This is a genomic window from Janthinobacterium sp. GW822-FHT07A03 (genome assembly GCF_058798815.1).
Genome location: NZ_JBXAKW010000007.1, coordinates 104,166 through 123,072, shown reverse-complemented (window position 1 = coordinate 123,072; position 18,907 = coordinate 104,166). Strand labels below are relative to the sequence as shown.

Annotated in this window: 17 protein-coding genes; 13 read left to right on the top strand and 4 right to left on the bottom strand. The window is 63.7% G+C overall.

The annotated features are described in order from the left end of the window. Nucleotides 1-180: 180 nt before the first annotated feature. Nucleotides 181-357, bottom strand: a complete 177-nt coding sequence (locus AC1RJW_RS20295; RefSeq protein ID WP_230517721.1) for a hypothetical protein — start codon at nt 355-357, stop codon at nt 181-183. A 192-nt stretch (nt 358-549) separates the two neighbouring features. On the opposite strand from AC1RJW_RS20295, the gene hisC reads away from it, so the two are divergent. From hisC to AC1RJW_RS20245, 10 genes are all read left to right on the top strand, one after another. Continuing rightward, nucleotides 550-1,605: a histidinol-phosphate transaminase gene (gene hisC / locus AC1RJW_RS20290; RefSeq protein ID WP_493046583.1), complete on the top strand. Its 1,056-nt coding sequence runs from the start codon at nt 550-552 to the stop codon at nt 1,603-1,605. Nucleotides 1,606-1,609: 4 nt separating this feature from the next. After that, the gene (locus AC1RJW_RS20285) at nt 1,610-2,047 is read left to right on the top strand and encodes a GNAT family N-acetyltransferase (RefSeq protein ID WP_493046582.1); all 438 of its coding nucleotides are present in this window, start codon (nt 1,610-1,612) and stop codon (nt 2,045-2,047) included. A gap of 63 nt (nt 2,048-2,110) precedes the next feature. Further along, complete coding sequence (locus AC1RJW_RS20280) at nt 2,111-2,980, top strand: NAD(P)-dependent oxidoreductase (RefSeq protein ID WP_493046581.1); 870 nt, start codon at nt 2,111-2,113, stop codon at nt 2,978-2,980. Between the two features lie 206 nt (nt 2,981-3,186). Next, complete coding sequence (locus AC1RJW_RS20275) at nt 3,187-4,251, top strand: YeiH family protein (protein ID WP_493046580.1); 1,065 nt, start codon at nt 3,187-3,189, stop codon at nt 4,249-4,251. A gap of 16 nt (nt 4,252-4,267) precedes the next feature. Then, complete coding sequence (locus tag AC1RJW_RS20270) at nt 4,268-5,572, top strand: D-amino acid dehydrogenase (protein ID WP_493046579.1); 1,305 nt, start codon at nt 4,268-4,270, stop codon at nt 5,570-5,572. Beyond that, complete coding sequence (locus AC1RJW_RS20265) at nt 5,569-6,384, top strand: thiazole synthase (protein WP_493046578.1); 816 nt, start codon at nt 5,569-5,571, stop codon at nt 6,382-6,384. The genes AC1RJW_RS20270 and AC1RJW_RS20265 overlap by 4 nt, the downstream gene beginning before the upstream one ends. 82 nt (nt 6,385-6,466) lie before the next feature. Continuing rightward, a complete protein-coding gene (locus AC1RJW_RS20260) occupies nt 6,467-7,477 on the top strand; it encodes a porin (RefSeq protein WP_493046577.1) in 1,011 nt (336 codons plus the stop codon). A 225-nt stretch (nt 7,478-7,702) separates the two neighbouring features. Then, the gene (gene xsc / locus AC1RJW_RS20255; RefSeq protein WP_305060228.1) at nt 7,703-9,517 is read left to right on the top strand and encodes a sulfoacetaldehyde acetyltransferase; all 1,815 of its coding nucleotides are present in this window, start codon (nt 7,703-7,705) and stop codon (nt 9,515-9,517) included. A gap of 112 nt (nt 9,518-9,629) precedes the next feature. Beyond that, nucleotides 9,630-10,631 carry a phosphate acetyltransferase gene (pta, locus tag AC1RJW_RS20250; protein WP_493046576.1) on the top strand — a complete coding sequence of 334 codons (1,002 nt, stop codon included), beginning with the start codon at nt 9,630-9,632 and terminating at the stop codon, nt 10,629-10,631. A 1-nt stretch (nt 10,632) separates the two neighbouring features. Beyond that, entirely contained in the window at nt 10,633-11,394 is a 762-nt protein-coding gene (locus AC1RJW_RS20245; protein ID WP_493046575.1) for a TSUP family transporter, read from the top strand. On the opposite strand, the gene AC1RJW_RS20240 is transcribed toward AC1RJW_RS20245, so the two are convergent. Continuing rightward, nucleotides 11,391-12,788 carry an RtcB family protein gene (locus AC1RJW_RS20240; RefSeq protein WP_493046574.1) on the bottom strand — a complete coding sequence of 466 codons (1,398 nt, stop codon included), beginning with the start codon at nt 12,786-12,788 and terminating at the stop codon, nt 11,391-11,393. The two genes, AC1RJW_RS20245 and AC1RJW_RS20240, sit on opposite strands and share 4 nt — an antisense overlap. Before the next feature lie 425 nt (nt 12,789-13,213). Here AC1RJW_RS20240 and AC1RJW_RS20235 point away from each other — a divergent pair, with 425 nt between their 5' ends. From AC1RJW_RS20235 to AC1RJW_RS20225, 3 genes are all read left to right on the top strand, one after another. Next, nucleotides 13,214-14,101, top strand: a complete 888-nt coding sequence (locus AC1RJW_RS20235; protein WP_493046573.1) for an RNA ligase family protein — start codon at nt 13,214-13,216, stop codon at nt 14,099-14,101. Next, nucleotides 14,098-15,240: an AAA family ATPase gene (locus AC1RJW_RS20230; protein ID WP_493046572.1), complete on the top strand. Its 1,143-nt coding sequence runs from the start codon at nt 14,098-14,100 to the stop codon at nt 15,238-15,240. The genes AC1RJW_RS20235 and AC1RJW_RS20230 overlap by 4 nt, the downstream gene beginning before the upstream one ends. Nucleotides 15,241-15,482: 242 nt before the next feature. After that, entirely contained in the window at nt 15,483-16,175 is a 693-nt protein-coding gene (locus AC1RJW_RS20225) for a choice-of-anchor E domain-containing protein (RefSeq protein WP_493046571.1), read from the top strand. On the opposite strand, the gene AC1RJW_RS20220 is transcribed toward AC1RJW_RS20225, so the two are convergent. Both AC1RJW_RS20220 and AC1RJW_RS20215 read right to left on the bottom strand, forming a co-directional pair. Further along, nucleotides 16,176-17,909: a cobaltochelatase CobT-related protein gene (locus AC1RJW_RS20220; protein ID WP_493046570.1), complete on the bottom strand. Its 1,734-nt coding sequence runs from the start codon at nt 17,907-17,909 to the stop codon at nt 16,176-16,178. Further along, nucleotides 17,906-18,880 carry an AAA family ATPase gene (locus tag AC1RJW_RS20215; RefSeq protein ID WP_493046569.1) on the bottom strand — a complete coding sequence of 325 codons (975 nt, stop codon included), beginning with the start codon at nt 18,878-18,880 and terminating at the stop codon, nt 17,906-17,908. The genes AC1RJW_RS20220 and AC1RJW_RS20215 overlap by 4 nt, the downstream gene beginning before the upstream one ends. Nucleotides 18,881-18,907: the final 27 nt, after the last annotated feature.

The window sequence follows — 18,907 nt, the reverse complement described above, 5'->3', positions numbered from 1 at the left end:
ACCCTCTCCGCCAGAATACATAAGAGAAGCTCCCCGCAAGGGAGCTTTTTTTATTTGCGCAACGCCAAAAAATCGTCAGCGTCTCAATGCAGGTAGAAAAACCGCCCAAAGCGCGCAGCGCAAGGCGTTTTTTCCTCCATTCAGGCCTTGAAATTCAGCGCCCCACTAACGTAACGCAAGCTAGTGCACCAGCCGCGCCACCGCAAATACTACAGCTGACGTAGCAATCATCGTCCCCACGCACCATAAAATCATGGCCAATCTGGCCGCAGCCACATCGCTTTTGGTCGCGTAATCGGCATGCTCCATTTTCATATCCGCCGTATCCCGCTCCTGTGTGTCGCCCCATCCGCTCATGACAGTATCCTCCTCATTACCCACTTCATGCTCCGCGCTTCTTTCAGCGCTGTCAACCCGTGTCCCGAGGGTATCGTGCACGGTCCGGCTATTGCGCTGTTGCATATCTGGCTTCGACACCCCCCGCCACCTTGACCCCGCTCAGCCTATGTTAATCTACCCCCTCCCATCCCGACCCCACCCATAAAAGCAATGAGCCGATTCTGGAGCAACATCGTCAGCGAGCTGACCCCCTACGTCCCCGGCGAGCAGCCGAAACTGCCCGACCTGGTGAAACTCAACACCAACGAAAACCCCTACGGCCCGTCGCCGCAGGTGCTGGCCGCGCTGCGCGAAGCGGCCAACGACAGCCTGCGCCTGTATCCCGATCCCACGGCCAGCGAACTGAAGCAAACCCTGGCCGACTACCACGGCCTCAGCAGCGACCAAGTGTTCGTCGGCAACGGTTCCGACGAAGTGCTGGCGCTGGCCTTCATGGCCTTGCTCAAGCACGATGCGCCGCTGCTGTTCCCGGACATCAGCTACAGTTTCTATCCCGTGTATTGCAAGCTGTACGGCATCGATTACCGTACCGTGCCGCTCGACGACACCATGCGCATCCGCCCCGAAGACTACCGGGGGCCGTGCGGCGCCATCATCTTCCCGAATCCCAACGCGCCCACGGGTGTGGACTTGCCGCTGGCCGGCGTGGAAACCCTGCTGCGCGAGCATCCCGACGCCGTGGTCGTGGTCGATGAAGCGTATGTGGATTTCGGCGGCGAGAGCGCCGTGGCCCTGGTCGGGCGCTATCCGAACTTGCTGGTGGTGCAGACTTTCTCGAAGTCGCGTTCGCTGGCTGGCTTGCGCGTCGGCTGCGCCTTTGGCCATGCGGATTTGATCGAGGCGCTGGAGCGCGTGAAGAACAGTTTCAACTCGTATCCGCTGGATAGGCTGGCGCTGGCCGGCGCGGTAGCGTCGCTGCACGACGAAGCGTATTTCCAGCAGACGCGCCAGGCCGTGATCGCCAGCCGCGAACAGCTGGCGGCGGACCTGGCGGCGCTGGGCTTCGAAGTGCTGCCATCCGTGGCCAATTTCATCTTCGCCCGCCACCCGCAGCATGATGCGGCGCAACTGGCGGCTGGCTTGCGCGCCAAGTCGGTGATCGTGCGCCATTTCAATGCACCGCGCATCAGCCAGTATTTGCGCATCAGCATCGGCAACCCGGCTGAGTGCGCGGCGTTGATGGCGGCTTTGCGCGCAGTGCTGTGACGCCATGCTGACCTTCGTCCCTGCCAGCATCGCCGATGGCGAGGCGCTGGCCAGCCTGCGCGTGGCCGCCATGCGCGAAAGTCTGGAGCGCATCGGCCGCTATGACCCACAGCGGGCGCGCCAGCGTTTCCTGTCCACCTACGACCCCGATTGCACCTGGCAGTTGCGCCTTGGCGGCGCGCTGGCCGGCTTCTATGTGTTGCGCCCGCAAGCGGATTATTTGCTGCTCGACCACCTCTACCTGGCGCCGGAATGCCAGCGGCAAGGCATGGGCGCGGCCGTGCTGGCGCGCGTGTTTGCCGAGGCCGATGCGGCCCGCAAGAGCGTGCGCGTGGGCGCCTTGCGCGGCAGCGAGGCGAACCGCTTCTATATGCGTCACGGCTTCGTGCCGGATGGCGAGGAAGAGTTCGACCTGTATTATCGGCGCGCTCCCGCGCCTTGATGCTGCCGGCGGCGACTGTTTGTGCAACAATAATCGGATTCATTCATCGACAGGACGGACAATATGGCAAAAGTGGCATTCATCGGTTTGGGCGTCATGGGTTTCCCCATGGCAGGTCACCTGGCGGCGGGCGGGCACGACGTCACCGTGTACAACCGCAACCCGGCCCGCGCGGCCGCCTGGCTGGAGCAATACAAGGGCAGCAGCGCCGCCACGCCGGCCACCGCCGCTGCGGGTGCCGAGTTCGTCTTCACCTGCATCGGCAACGATAACGATCTGTATCAAGTGATCCTGGAAGAGGGCGGCTTGCTGTCCGCCATGACGCCGGGCAGCGTCCTGATCGACCATACGACGGCGTCGGCCGAAGCGGCGCGCACCATCCACGCGGCGGCGAAGGAGAAGGGCGTGTTCTTCCTCGACGCGCCCGTGTCCGGCGGCCAGGCGGGGGCGGAAAACGGCAAGCTGACCGTGATGGTGGGCGGCGATGCGGAAGCGTATGCACGGGCCGAGCCCGTCATCGCCCTGTTCTCGCGCGCCGTCACCTATATGGGCGCTTCCGGTTCCGGCCAGCTCACAAAAATGGTCAACCAGATCTGCATCGCCGGCCTGGTGCAAGCCTTGAGCGAGGGCATTGCCTTTGCGGAAAACGCGGGTCTCGATGCGGCGCTGGTGGTCGACGTGATTTCCAAGGGCGCGGCGCAGTCGTGGCAGCTGGAAAACCGGGGCAAGACCATGATCGAGCGCAAGTTCGACTTCGGTTTCGCCGTCGACCTGATGCGCAAGGACCTGGGCATCTGCCTCGCCGAAGCCAAGCGCAACGGGAGCGACTTGCCCGTGACGACCTTGACGGACCAGTTCTATGGCGAAGTGCAGCAGGCGGGCGGCAACCGTTACGACACCTCCAGCCTGATTACCCGCCTGAACAAAAAGTAACTTTTTAACTCTTAAGTAAAGAGCGGCGCGTCCCTGTCCAGGGCCGCGCCGCTTGTCGTTTACGGTGCCGGCATCATTAAAACGTCAGTTTCCGGAACATCTGGTTTCGATTTTCATGGAAAAGCATGGACTTCGCTAGCTCATCGTGTATTATTAAAAAACGAGATGAAATGTCCCAATTTTTAAAACATTATGAGCGGACCAGCATGAAAACTAACTCCTCAGCGATAACACGCGTTGTCGACAAGAACATCCCCTACCTGTCTTCCGCCATCGCCATCTGGCGGCCCCGCGCCGTGCTGCGCAGCTGGCCCGGCGTGGCCATCGCGCTGGTGATCGCCCTGTCGGCCACCTTTATTTCCAGCAATTACGGCGGCCCCCAGCTGCTGTATGCGCTGTTCTTCGGCCTGGCCTTCCACTTCCTCGCGTCCGACCCCACCTGCAAGCCCGGCATCGAGTTTTGCAGCAAGGTGCTGCTGCGCACGGGCGTGGCCTTGCTGGGCGCGCGCATCACCTTCAATCAGATCGCCTCGGTCGGCGTGACGCCGTTGCTGATCGTCGTCGGCGGGCTGATCGCCACCCTGGGTTTCGGCTACCTGCTGGCCAAATGGCTGAAACGCCCGATCACGGAAGGCATTTTGTCGGGCGGCTCCGTGGCCATCTGCGGCGCCTCGGCCGCGCTGGCCATCTCGGCCGTGCTGCCGCAAACCAAGGAAAACGAAAAATTCACCCTGCTGACGGTGGTGGGCGTGACGTCGCTGTCGACCCTGGCAATGATCGTCTACCCGCTGCTGGTCAAGCTGCTGGGTTTTGACCCCACGGAAGCGGGCGTGTTCATCGGCGGCACCATCCATGACGTGGCGCAAGTGGTGGGCGCCGGCTATCTGGTCAGCAACCATACGGGCGACGTCGCCACCTTCGTGAAACTGACGCGCGTCGCCTGCCTCGTGCCCGTCGTGCTGGGCCTGTCGATCATGTTCAAGCGCAAGGACGGCAAGAGCGAAGTCGATGCGCCGCCGCTGGTGCCGTTCTTCCTGATCGGCTTTGTCTGGCTCGTCATTACCAACAGCCTGGGCCTGATCCCGCATGAGGTAAATGGCTGGATCAACAATGCCTCGCGCGCCTGCCTCGTCATCGCCATCGCCGCCCTGGGCGTGAAAACCTCGTTCCAGTCGCTGGCCTCGCTGGGCTGGCGTCCCGTGATCATGCTGGTGATGGAAACGGTGTGGATCGCCGCCTTCGTCGCCATCGCCGTGCTGCTGACGCGTTAAACGGAACGGCCCCGCCATGAAGATCCTCGTTCTCGGCGCCGGCGTGGTCGGCACGGCATCGGCCTGGTATTTGCGCCAGGCGGGCCACGACGTGCGCGTGTTCGAGCGCCAGGCGGGCGCCGCGCAGGAAACCAGTTTTGCCAACGGCGGGCAGATTTCCGTCTCGCACGCGGAACCGTGGGCGAATCCCGCCACCCTGCGCAAGGTCGTGAGCTGGCTGGGCAAGGACGACGCGCCGCTGCTGTTCCGTCCCCGCCTCGATCCGCTGCAATGGCAGTGGGCGCTGCATTATCTGCGCGAATGTTTGCCGTCCAGGGTGTCACGCAACATGCGCCAGATCGTCGCCCTGGCCGAGTACAGCCGCCAGAGCCTGCAAGCCTTGCGCCGCGAGACGGGCATTGCCTACGACCACCTCGAGCGGGGCATCCTGCATTTCTATACGGACCAGCAGGAGTTTGATAAATCGCAAGCGGGCGCCGCGCTCTTGCGCGAGCTGGGCTGCCCGCGCAATACGGTCAGCGCCGATGAAGTGATCCGGCTGGAACCAGCCTTGGCCCATGCCCGCCAGCAGATCGTCGGCGGCGACTTCACGGCCAGCGACGAATCGGGCGACGTGCACCTGTTTACCACGGCCCTGGCTGCGCGCGCGGCGGCGGCCGGCGTGGATTTCCAGTACGGCACCACGGTGACGCGGCTGCTGGCGGACGGCGAGCGCATCACGGGCGTGGAATGCATCGATGCGCAAGGCCGCCACCGCATCGAGCATGCGGATGCCGTGGTGGTGGCCATGGGCAGTTTTTCCGCACCGCTGCTGCAGCCGCTGGGCATCCGCCTGATGTTGTATCCGGGCAAGGGTTACTCCGCCACGTATCCGATTCTTGATTCCGCCGCCGCACCCAGCGTGTCGCTGACGGACGATGGCCACAAGCTGGTGTTTTCGCGCCTGGGCGAGCGCCTGCGCGTGGCGGGCACGTGCGAGCTGAACGGCTACACGCGGGAACTCAACCCCGTGCGCTGCGCCGCCATCACGCGCCGTGTGCAGGCGCTGTTTCCCCACGCCTGCGATTACGGCGACCCCGTCTACTGGGCCGGCTTGCGCCCCCTGACGCCCTCGAACGTGCCGTATATCGGTACGACGCGCTACCGCCAGCTCTATCTCAACACGGGCCACGGCACCCTGGGCTGGACCATGGGCTGCGGCGCGGGCAGGGCGCTGGCCGACCTCGTGTCGGGGTGGCGGCCGGAAGTCGATTTTGCGTTTTGCGGCGAAGCCCCCCGGCAAGAGGCCGCGTTGGTTCAACTTAGGAGAGCACCACGATGAGAGACGACGCCACCCCCCGCCAGCCAACCGGCAGCCTGACCCTGGCCGGCACCACCTACCAGTCGCGCCTGCTGGTGGGCACCGGCAAGTACAAGGATTTCGAGGAAACGCGCCTCGCCATCGAAGAGAGCGGCGCCGAAATCGTCACCGTGACCATCCGCAGGGTGAATATCGGCCAGGAAAAGGGCGAGCCGAACCTGCTCGACTTCATTCCGCCGTCGAAATACACGATCCTGCCCAACACGGGCGGCTGCTACAACGCGCGCGACGCCGTCTATACCCTGCAGCTGGCGCGCGAGCTGCTGGGCGGCCACCAGTTGTGCAAGCTGGAAGTGCTGGGCGATGAAAAGACCCTGTTCCCGAACATGCCGGAAACGTTAAAGGCGGCGGAACAGCTGGTGCGCGACGGCTTCCAGGTGATGGTGTATTGCAGCGACGACCCCATCCAGGCGCGCATGCTGGAAGACATCGGCTGCATCGCCGTCATGCCGCTGGCGTCATTGATCGGCTCGGGCATGGGCATTCTCAATCCATGGAACTTGTCGCTGATCATCGAGCAAGCCCGCGTGCCCGTGCTGGTCGATGCCGGTGTCGGCACGGCGTCGGACGCGGCCATCGCCATGGAACTCGGTTGCGACGGCATCCTGATGAATACCGCCATCGCGGCGGCGCGCGAGCCGATACGCATGGCGCGCGCCATGAAACTGGCAGTGCAGGGCGGACGCGAGGCCTATCTGGCCGGGCGCATGCCCCGGAGAGCGGGCGTCATGAGCGCATCGCCCTCGTCGCCGATGGCCGGGCTGATCGCCTGAGTGGCCGCATTGACCGCAGTTTGCAGCACCGTAGTTGATATCGTTTCAAGCGTTTATAAAAACCACAATACCTGGAGATGACATGAAACACACACTCGTAGCGGCAGCCATCCTGGCTTCCTTCGCCGCCGGCAGCGCCGGCGCCCAGTCGTCCGTCACCGTGTACGGCTTGCTCGATGCGGGCCTGACGTCCGAACACGGCGGCGCGGACGGTTCCGTCACCAAGCTGGCCACCGGCGTGCAGTCGGGCAGCCGCATTGGCTTCAAGGGCACGGAAGACCTGGGCAATAATTTAAAAGCCAACTTCCTGCTGGAAAATGGCCTTGACGTGGACACGGGCGCCAACCGCCAGGGCGCCCTGTTCGGGCGCAAGGCCTACGTGGGCCTGTCGGGCGGCTTCGGCGCCGTGAACCTGGGCTTGCAGCACAATCCTCTCTTCACCGCGCTGGACAATATCGACCCCTTCGAGACGGGCATGACGGGCGCCTCGATCAACCTGATGAGCGTGGCCAGCCTGCGCACGAAAAACTCCATCATGTATGAAACGCCGAAGGTGAACGGCTTGTCGGCCGCCATCATGTATGGTCTGGGCGAAAAGCCGGACAGCAACACCCTGGGCCGCACCATCGACTTTTCCATCGATTACGCCAACGGCCCGCTCGTGCTGACCCTGGCCCACGACAACCGCAAGGATACGCCGCTGAACACGGCGAAAGTCACCTTGCTGGGCGGCACCTACGACTTCGGTCCCGCCAAGCTGCACGCCGCGTATGAAACGGACAAGGACGACGCGGGCACGGATTTCCGCGACTACATGCTGGGCGTGTCGGCCCCCGCGGGCGCGGCCGGCAGCGTGATGGTGTCGTACATCCGCAAGGATGACCGCACGAATGCGCGCCGCGGCGGGCGCCAGCTGGCCATCGGCTACACGTATGCCTTGTCGAAACGCACGAATCTGTACACCTCGTACGGGCGCATCAGCAACGATGGCGCGGGCACCAACTTCGTCGGCGACGCATCGAGCGGCGGCAGCGTGCCCTTGCCAGGGCATAACTCGAGCGCCTTCACGGCCGGCATGCGCCTGAAGTTCTAAGCGCGACGGCGCAGCGAGGGATGGCGGCTTGTCTGTTGCGGATAAGCCGCCATTGTTGTTTCAGGAATGGGCCTATGTCACGGATTCCGGATTCAGGAATGAAACAGTCCGATTTTTGATGAATTTTCATTGACAGCGCATTTCGCAACCGTTAAATTGAACACGTATTTAAAATATCGGAACAAAATATACCGATTTTTCATAAAACCGTAAGGAGACTGAGCCATGACCGATTTGTCCGACCAAAAAGCCGCCGCAGCCGCGATACCTGTGGGCCCGCAAAAGATGACGCCTTCCGAAGCGTTCGTGGAAACCCTGGCCGCCAATGGCGTGACCGACATGTTCGGCATCATGGGCTCGGCCTTCATGGACCCGATGGACATTTTTGCGCCGGCCGGCATCCGGCTGATCCCCGTCGTGCACGAGCAGGGCGCCGGCCACATGGCCGACGGCTATGCCCGCGTCTCGGGCCGCCACGGCGTCGTCATCGGCCAGAATGGCCCCGGCATCAGCAATTGCGTCACGGCCATTGCCGCCGCCTACTGGGCGCACACCCCGGTCGTCATCATCACGCCGGAGACGGGCACGATGAGCATGGGCCTGGGCGGTTTCCAGGAAGCGAACCAGTTGCCGATGTTCGAGGAATTTACGAAATATCAAGGCCACGTCACCAATCCCGCCCGCATGGCGGAGTTCACGGGCCGCTGCTTCGACCGCGCCATGTCGGAAATGGGACCGACGCAATTGAACATCCCGCGCGATTACTTCTATGGCGAAATCAAGGCCGAGATCCCGAAACCGAACCGCCTGGACCGCGGCGCCGGCGGCGAGCAAAGCCTGAACGATGCGGCGGAGCTCTTGGCCAAGGCCAAGTTCCCCGTGATCATCTCGGGCGGCGGCGTCGTCATGGGCGAAGCGATCGAAGAATGCAAGGCCCTGGCCGAGCGCCTCGGTGCGCCCGTCGTGAACAGCTACCTGCACAACGACTCGTTTCCCGCCAGCCACCCGCTGTGGTGCGGCCCGCTGGGCTATCAAGGTTCCAAGGCGGCGATGAAACTGATCGCCCAGGCCGACGTTGTCGTCGCCCTCGGTTCGCGCCTGGGACCGTTCGGCACCTTGCCGCAGCACGGCATGGATTACTGGCCGAAGAACGCCAAGATCATCCAGATCGACGCCGACAACAAGATGCTGGGCCTGGTGAAAAAGATTTCGGTGGGTATCTGCGGCGACGCCAAGGCGGCCGCCAAGGCGATTATTGCCCGCCTGGACGGCAAGACGCTGGACTGCGACGCCACGCGCGACGCGCGCTACGCCACCGTGCAAGCGGAAAAGGCCGCGTGGGAAGAGGAATTGACGAACTGGACGCACGAAAAGGATGCGTACAGCCTGGACATGATCGAAGAGCAAAAGAAAGAGCCAGGCAACTACCTGCACCCGCGCCAGGTCTTGCGCGAGCTGGAAAAAGCCATGCCGGAAGACGTGATGGTGTCGACCGACATCGGCAACATCAACTCGGTGGCAAATAGTTACTTGCGCTTTGAAAAGCCGCGCAGCTTCTTTGCGGCGATGAGCTTTGGCAACTGCGGCTACGCGTTTCCGACCATCATCGGCGCGAAAGTGGCGGCGCCGCACCGTCCGGCCGTGTCGTATGCGGGCGACGGCGCCTGGGGCATGAGCCTGATGGAAACGATGACTTGCGTGCGCCACAACATTCCCGTGACGGCCGTGGTGTTCCACAACCGCCAGTGGGGCGCGGAAAAGAAGAACCAGGTGGATTTCTACAACCGCCGTTTCGTCGCCGGCGAGCTCGACAACCAGAGCTTCGCAGAAATTGCGCGGGCCATGGGCGCCGAAGGCATCACGGTCGACAAGCTGGAAGACGTGGGTCCGGCACTGAAGAAGGCGATCGACATGCAGATGAATGAAGGCAAGACGACCATCATTGAAATCATGTGCACGCGCGAGCTGGGCGATCCGTTCCGCCGCGACGCGCTGAGCAAGCCGATCCGTCACCTGGACAAGTACAAAGACTACGTGTAATCAGTCAGCCCGATCCTTGTATGACCCCGGCATCGCGCCGGGTTTTATGTGCCGGAGCCATTGCTTCATGCTTCCATGGTTCCGGCACTTTTTTTACCGAATTGGAGTCGCCATGAAAGCCCTGCACCGCATCATCGAGCAAGCCCGCGCCGTGCCGAAAAACATCGTGTTGTGCGAGGGCGACGATGCGCGCGTGCTGCAGGCGGCCGCGCGTGCGGCTGCCGAAGGCCTGGCGCACATTACCCTCGTCGGCAAGCCGGCCGCCATCCTGGCGCTGGCGCACGAGCACGGGCTGGATCTCGATGCCGTGCGCCTGGTCGATCCGGCAACGTCCGACGAGTCGGAACACTATGCCCAGCAATTGTTTGTGCTGCGTCAAGCCAAGGGCATGACGGTGGAGCAGGCGCGCGTCGCCGTGCAAGACCCGCTGTGCTACGCCAACCTGATGGTGCGCCTGGGCGACGCCGACGGCTGCGTGGCGGGGGCCGTGCACACGACGGCCGATGTGGTGCGCAGCGCCATCCAGATCATCGGCATCGACCCGGCCTTCAAGCTCGTGTCGAGCTTTTTCCTGATGATGCTGTGCGAACCGTTTCACAGCCTCAAAGGCGGTTTTATCTTTTCCGACTGCGCCCTCGTCGTTGACCCGAAGGCCGAGGAATTGGCCGACATCGCCATGGCCGCCGCCGACAGCGCGCAAGCCTTGCTGATGGAAGAACCGAGGGTCGCCATGCTGTCGTTTTCCACCAGCGGCAGCGCCCACCACGCGGCCGTCGACAAGGTGCATGCGGCCACGGACCGGGTCAAGGCCCAGCGTCCGCTGTTGGCCATCGATGGCGACGTGCAGCTGGACGCGGCCATCGTGGCCGAAATTTCCCAGAGAAAAGTCAAGGATTCCGTCGTCAACGGCCGCGCCAACGTGCTGGTGTTCCCGAACCTGGACGCGGGCAATATCGGCTACAAGCTGGCCGAGCGCATGGGCGGCGCCGTCGCCATCGGCCCCTTGCTGCAAGGCTTGAACAAGCCGGCCAACGATCTGTCGCGCGGCTGCAGCGCCGACGACGTCTACAACGTCATTGCCGTGACGGCCGTGCAGGCCCAGGGTGGGCGCTGAGTTGTTCAGCCTGCCCGTGCTGGCGCTGCTGGGCGTGGTGGCGGCCGGCACGTATTTCCAGACCGTCACGGGCTTTGGCCTGGGCATGATCGTCATGGGCGTGGCCAGCGGCCTCGGCCTGGCGCCCGTGCCCGCGCTGGCGGCCCTCGTCAGTTTGTTGTCCCTGGCCAATTGCCTCGTGGCCTTGCCGGGCGCCTTGCACCACCTGGACTGGCGCGCCATCCGCGCCGCCAGCATCGGCTTGCTGCCGGCCATGGCGACCGGCGTGTTGCTGTTGGGATATCTGGACCAGGCATATGCGCCCGTGCTGAAACTGCTGCTGGGCGCGGCCATCGTGTATGGCGGCGTCAGCATCCTGCTGCAGGCGCCGCCGGGACCGGGCGCGGCGGACAAGCGCAGTTTCTTCATCAGCGGCGTGTGCGGCGGCCTGTTCTCGGGCCTGTTTTCGCTGGCCGGCCCGCCCCTCGTGTACCAGTTTTACCGTCAGGAAATGAGCTTGACCACCATCCGCTACAGCCTGATCTTTTTGTTCGCCATCAGCGCGGGCGGACGCTCGCTGATGGCGGGCAGCCAGGGCCAGCTCGATGCGAAAGTGTTACTGCTGTGCATGCTGGCCCTGCCCGTCGGCGTGCTGGCCACCATGGCGGGCAAGCGCTACCCGCCGCCGATCGCCCAGCGCGGCATGCGCCGCATCGCGTTTGCCGTGCTGACCGCCATCGGCCTCTCGCTGATGGCGGCGGCCGTGCCGCAATTGCTGCACTAAGCCTTGAACGTCAATAAAGGTTTCAAGCGCGCCACCGACTGCAGCAAGCCCGCTTCCTCCTGCGCGGCGATGACGGGACCGATCTTCTTATACGCCATCGGCGCTTCCTCGACGCGGCGTTCCTCGCGCAGGGTCACGCACTGGAACGCCATCTCGCCGCCGCCCACGGTGGGGCGGATGGCGCGCATGGCTTGCCTGCGGATGCTGCGCCCCGCGCCGTGCGAGCACGACCACAGCCAGTCGGGATTGCCCATCCCCGTTGCCACGTAAGAATAATCGCCCATGGAGCCGGGGATCAGCGCCAGGTCGCCTTCGCGCGCGGGCGTGGCGCCCTTGCGGTGGATGTTCATGCCATGCTCGCGCAGGATGACGTTGTGCGGCACGTCCACCACCAGGCGCGATTGATCCTGCGCAAACACTTGCGACAGGCTGTCGCGCACCAGTTCGGCCAATACCATGCGGTTGACCCAGGCGTAGCGCGAGGCCACGCCCATGGCGTCCATGTATTCGCCGGCCAGTTCGCCCGTCAAGCCGTACAGGCCCGACTGCGGGTGGCGCACGCCTTTCGGCCACGCTTCCCTGGCGCGGTCCATCCAGCGGCTGCCCACAAAAAAACCCACGTCGCGGCTGCCGCTATGGATCATGACGACCACTTCGCCCGGTACCAGCCCGTGCCGGTACGCGGCGTGGCGGTCCATGACCGTATCGACCAGCTGGATTTCCACGAAATGGTTGCCCGATCCCGTCGTGCCCAGGCTGGGATCGCGTATCACTTCGCGCGTGCCGACCAGCGCTGCGGGCGCATGGCGCAAGCCGCCGCCCAGTTTGCGCAGGGCGATGCAAGCGTCGAGCTCGCGCAGCAAACGCTCCTTGTCGACGCGGGGCCACAAACCATCGTCATGCAGGCTGTCGATGAACGCTGCCGGTCCCACGTCGAACAGGGCGGCAAACGCCTTCGAGCGCAGGGGCACGTTGCGGCCGTCTTCCAGCAACACATGCTTGAGCTTGCCGAGCAGCTGCGGCTTGCGTGCCTCGAACTGGGCCAGAGTCAGGCCCGTCGTGATCAGGCGCATGCCGCAGGCGATGTCCGTGCCGGGGATGGCGGGGATCACCATGTCGGGGCTGGTGGCGACGATGCTGCCGACGGGCGCGATGCTGCCAGGGTGGAAGTCGGGCGTGGCGCACGCCTTGCACACATGGCCATCCTGGCCGGGCACGGCGACGGCGGCAAATTCCATCAGCTGGCGCACGGCTTTTTCCTCGAGGGGAAAGTTATGGGGCAGCAGCACGGACGCCTGCGCGTGCGGATTGCTGAGTGTATAAATGCCGTCGGCATAGGCGACGGCGATGCCCTGGCGGCGCAGGGCTTTTTGTAATCTGGATAGGGGAAACACGATTCTGCTCCGGAAATAACGAATGCACGGCCCTTTTGCAAGGGCCATGTTTGTTTTCCACGCAGCAGCGACAGGAAGTGCCGCCAGCTTAGCAAATTTTGCGGGGATTGCAAAGCCAGGGATGCGCACGATAGGAAGAGCCACTTGCAAAATAATCAAACTGCCTTTATATTCGCGGTTCTTTCTCGAACCTCTTCCTTATTGGAGCCAAAAGTGCCTCGCTTCTTCGCCATCACCTGCTAACGCTGACGAAATGCTCTCTGCAGCATCGTTCGGCGCGTTGACGCCCCCGATTGCTGCGGCACTGTTTTTGCTCCCTCCGCACACGTATCCAGGACCACCGTCCTGATCGTCCACGCCCGAACACGTCGTCAGCACCCCTGACCCTGTATGGACACGCCCCGGTGAACGCGGCGTGGGACGCTATGTTTCTACAATCTTTGCCTTTATTTAAATACCCGCGCACGCCGCACCTGGAAGGCTCGCGCCTGCAGGACGGCGACGACGGTTCCGACCAGATGCCCCTGAAAAAGCTGGCCGGCCAGTACGTCGTCATCGAGGAAAAAATCGATGGCGCCAACTCCGCCGTGTCGTTCAGCGATGCGGGCGAGGTGCTGCTGCAGTCGCGCGGCCACTACCTGGCGGGCGGCGGCAGCGAACGCCAGTTCAACCTGTTGAAACCGTGGGCGCATGCGCACGAACACGCCTTGCTGGGCTTGCTGGAAGACCAGTTTGTGCTGTTTGGCGAATGGTCTTACAGCAAGCATTCCGTGTTTTACGACCGCTTGCCCCATTATTTCAACGAGTTCGACGTGTACTGCCGCCGCACGCAGATGTTTTTGTCGACGGCGCGCCGCCACGCCATGCTGGCCGGCTCGCCCGTGCTGTCCGTTCCCGTGCTGTACGCGGGCACCATGCCCGCGTCGCCGAAACAGCTGTGGCAGCTGCTGCGCCATTCGCTGGCCAAGTCCCGCCTGTGGCGCGACGCCTTTGAAAACGTGGTGGCGCGCGAACGCCTGCCGCTGGACCTGTGCTGGAAGCAGACGGACAAGTCCGACCACGCGGAAGGCTTATACCTGAAAGTGGAAGACGACGAGCAAGTGCTGGCCCGCTACAAGCTGGTGCGGCATGACTTTACGCAAACCATCCTCGACAGCGGCTCGCACCACAGCACGCGGCCATTGATCCCGAACCAGCTGGCCGACGGCGTCGACCTGTATGCGCCGCAGCCGCTCGTCACGTGGGAAAGCCTGGGCTTGCATACCTGCCAGTCGCCCGACGAACTGGCAGCATTCTCAAGGAGTACACAATGATGAACTGGAAAACCCTGCAGCAACTGGTGCCCACAGCGGGCCAGTCGCCCGACTTCAGCGCCTGCCTGGCCGCTTTCCCGCAGCTGGAACTGGCAAAGACGACGCCGCAAAACCCCGTGTATCACGCGGAAGGCGATGTGTGGACGCATACGATGATGGTGGTGGAATCCCTGTTGGGCATGCTTGAGTACCAGCAAGCCACGCGGGCGGAACAGGAAATCGTGTTCCTGGCCGCCTTGCTGCACGACGTGGCCAAGTGCAGCACCACGGTGATCGACCCGGTAACGGGCGCCATCGGCCAGCCCGGCCACTCGCGCAAGGGCGCGCTCGATGCGCGCATCGCCTTGTGGGACTATGACGTGCCGTTTGCCGTGCGCGAGGAAATCTGCCGTTTGATTAACGTACATCAAGTGCCGTTCTTTGCGCTGGAGCAATCGCGGCGCGGCGTGACGCCGGAATTTACCGTGCGCGAACTGTCGTGGCAGGTCGATATCCGCCTGCTGGCCATGCTGGCCGAGGCCGATATCCGCGGCCGCATCTGCCCCGACCCGCAGCGCATCCTCGACGCCATCGAGCTGTTCCGGGAACTGGCGCGCGAGGAGGGCTGCTATGGCCAGCGCAGGGTCTTCGTCGACGACCACACGCGCGTCAAATACTTTCGCGGCGCCGAGGCGCATCCCGATTATTCCCTGTTCCAGGAGCCGGGTTCGCACGTGATCGTCATGTCGGGCTTGCCCGCTTCGGGCAAGAATACCTGGGTGGACAAGCACCATCCGCGCCTGCCCGTCGTGTCGTTTGACGATGCGCGGACGGCCTTGGGCTTGAAGCACGGCAAGAACGAGGGGCAGGTGGGCGACTATGCGGAAGAGCGGGCGCGCGAACTGCTGCGCAAGCACGAACCGTTCGTGTGGAACGCCACGCATCTGTCCAAGCTGATGCGCGAGAAGACGCTCAACCTGCTGTACAAATACCATGCGCAGGTGGAGCTCGTGTACCTGGAGCAGCCACGCAAGGAGCTGCTGCGGCGCAACGGCCAGCGCGATACTTCGCTCAGCAACAAGAAACTGCAATCGATGCTGTGGAACTGGGAAATCCCGCTGCCGATGGAAGCGCATGCCGTGCGTTACTGCGTCGATTGAGGCGCCCGCCAATGTGTCGCGCTGCGTTCGTCCCGTTTTGCGATAGTTGCATCAGCAATCAAAATGTTAATGATTATTTTTAAAATTGCAACAAACTGAGTATATTGCGACTCTTTCATTTATTACAATGAATTGTCTGGTTAGCTGAATGGCCGGGCTGTGGCGCGAGGGACCTCCCTCGCGCTTCCTGCGTGAATCACTGCGTGATCCACTCTTCCTCATTGAATGAACAGGAGTCATCGATGCAAAAATCTCTCATCGCACTGGCCGCAGCCGCCGTGCTAGGCCTTGGCGCCGCATCTTCCGCGCAGGCGGCCACCCAGACCATCAGCTTCAGCGCCGACCGCGCCCTGGGCGCCACCAATTGGTCAGATACCCTGGGGCTGGGCAAGTTCGACAGCAGCCTGGGCACCTTGACGTCGATCAAATTCCATCTGGAAGGGGGCGTGCAGGGCAGCGGCAGGGCGGAAAGCCTGGATGCGGGCGCTTCCGACGTGACCCTGAGCCTGGCCTCGCTGCTGACCTTGTACCGTCCCGACAATTCCACCCTGCTGGTGGCCAATCCGCTGTTCACGCAGACATTCGCCCTGAGCGCCTTTGATGGCAGCATCGATTTCGCGGGGACTTCGGGCGCGGACACGGGGCCCCGCTCGAGCACGGGGTCGAATAGCTACACGAGCGCCAGCGCCAGCGACTTTGCCCTGTTTTCCTCGGCGGGCGGCGGTTTGATTTACCTGGGCTTGAATGCCATCGGTTCCTCGACGGGCAGCGGCGCGGGTAATTTGCTGACGCAGTTCCAGACGGCCGCTTCCGGCCGCGTGGCAGTGACGTATGAATACGTCAGCGCCGTGCCGGAACCGGAAACCTATGTGATGCTGCTGACGGGGCTGGCGCTGGCCGGCGTGATGATGCGGCGCCGCAAGCCCCGCGCCTGATCAGCGCCGGCTGCGCCCGGCAACCAGCTGGGCGATCTCGCTGAACAGTTCATTGTTCAGCGAGGCGGGCAGGGTGGTGGCCAGGCTGCGGCTGTAGTAAGCGCCCAGGTCCAGGCCCAGGCCCAGTCCGCAGATTTCCACGGCGCCCTGCGCTTCGCGGCGCGCCACCACCTGTTTCAGATGTTGCGCCAGGTAAAACTCGTCGTTGGCCAGATTCGTGGCTGTATCCATCGGGCAACCGTCTGACACGACGAGCAGGATGCGCCGCCGCTCCGGGCGCGCCAGCATGCGCGTGCAGGCCCAATCCACGGCTTCGCCATCGACGCCTTCGCGGTACAGGTCCGCCTTCAGCAGGGCGGCGATGTCGGGCCGCGCGCGGCGCCAGTTCGTCTCGCCATCCTTGAACACCATGTGCACGAGTTCGTTCAAGCGGCCCGGATGGGCGGGCGAGCGGGCGCGCATCCAGTCGCGCTTGACTCTTCCTCCGTTCCAGGCGCCCGTCGTAAAGCCCAGCAATTCCGTCGTGATGCCCGCCTGGTCCAGCGCGCGCAGCAATATGTCCAGCAGCACGGCCACGGATTCCGCATGCGTCTTCATGGAGCCGGAGCAATCGACGAGAAAGGTGACCAGGCAATCGGCCTGGGGCAGGAATTGTTCCTTGCGGAACAGCCTGCGCTCGGACGGCGAGCTGATCAGCTGCGCCAGGCGCCGGCCGTCGATATAACCCTCTTCCTCGCCGAACGACCAGCCGTCGCGTTGGGGCACGGCCAGCAATTGCGTGAAGCGCCGCGCCAGGCGGGCCGTGTTGATGCCCAGGCTGGCGATGCGTGCATCCATGCGTTCGCGGTACTCGAGCAGCAGGGCGCGGCGCACGAGCTCGCCGGCCTTGTCTTCGCGGTCATATGCCGTGCAGTAAGCCTTGTAGCCGCCAGTGCCCTCGCTGAAGGCGCGGCTGTCGCCCAGCGGGGCGGCATCGGGCAGATGGTCATTGTCGCTGTCGAAATCGAGCAGCAGCTTGAAGGCGGCCTGCGCCTTCGCGTCGCCCCCGTCGTCCTCGCTGCCGTCGCGCGCCGCTTGCGCCTCTTTCAGCATGGCGTCGACGGCATGGGCGATGGCCAGCGCATGGCGCGCAAAGGCAAGCTGGTCGGCGCGGTGGCGGCGCAAGCCCGCCAGGTCGCCGCTCAGTTGCGACGACAGGGACCAGCGCGTGGCTTCAATAAAATCTTCCGTCTTTTCCAGCACGGGCTTGGCCGTCAGGCGCGACCAGCACATCTGGAACACGGTGTACAAGAGCAAGCCCGACGCGCCTTCGGCCAGGCCGGAATCGTAGAACGCATGCGACCAGGCAGTAAAACGGTGGCGCAGGTTGGCGATGACGCCGGTATGTTGATCTGGCGCAAGCGTTTCCACCCGTAACTGTTCCAGCAGCTCGAAGACGAGCCGCGCCACGGGCTCGGGCGGGCACAGCGACTTGTGCAGGGCCGCATCCGTGTGCAGCAAACGCAGGGCCACGCTGTCGGCCGTGCCGCGCAGCGAGGGCAAATCCTGCAGCGCCGCATCGGGCTGCAGATGGGCCGCGTGGATGGGCAGGGGACGGTGGCCGTCGTGCAGGCGCCGTCCGCGGTAGCGGATCGCCGCCTGTCCGCTGAGTGCACGGATGGCGCCCGCGCACAGCTCATCCGTTTCCTGCTGTTCGCGCGTGTAGGCGGCAGGAACGATGGCTTCGGCGTTCATGCCTGGCTCGCCAGCAATTCCTCGTTGAAACAGCGCTGGTAATACTCGGCCACCATGGGCCGCTCGGCCTCGTCGCATTTGTTGAGGAAGGACAGGCGGAAAGCCAGCGCCGGGTCGCGGAAGATCTGGCAATTCTCCGCCCAGGTGATTACCGTGCGCGGCGACATCAGGCAAGCCAGGTCGCCCGCCGCATAGCCGTGGCGCGTGAGGCTGGCCACGGCCACCATGCTGCTTGCCAGCTGGCGGCCCGCTTCGTCATTCATGGCGGGGACACGCGCCAGCACGATGTCCGTTTCTTCGTCCTGCGGCAAATAGTTCAATGTGGCAACGATGTTCCAGCGGTCGATCTGCGCGTGATTGAGCACTTGGGTGCCGTGGTACATGCCGTTCAGGTTGCCCAGGCCCACCGTGTTCGAGGTGGCGAACAGGCGGAAGTGGGGATGGGGCGTGATGACCCGGTTCTGGTCGAGCAAAGTAAACTTGCCGTCGCGCTCGAGGATGCGCTGGATGACGAACATCACGTCGGGGCGGCCCGCGTCGTACTCGTCGAAGATCAGGGCCACGGGGCGTTGCAAGGACCAGGGCACGATGCCTTCCTGGAATTCCGTCACCTGCTGCTGTTCGCGCAGCACGATGGCATCCTTGCCGACCAGGTCCAGGCGGCTGATGTGGCCATCGAGGTTGACGCGCACGCAGGGCCAGTTCAGGCGCGCCGCCACCTGCTCGATATGCGTGGACTTGCCCGTGCCGTGCAAGCCTTGCACCATCACGCGGCGGTTGTGCGTGAAGCCGGCCAAAATCGCCAGGGTCACGTCCTTGTTGAAGCGGTAGGCGGGATCGATGTCGGGCACGTGCGGATCGCGTTCCATGAAGACGGGCACGAGCAGGTCGCTGTCGATGTGGAACAGGCTGCGCACGGACTGCAAGGTTTGCGCTGCGGCGGCGGGGGGATGTTGGCGTGAATCTGGCACCTTGTTCTCCTGGTCAAGCCGCAGCAT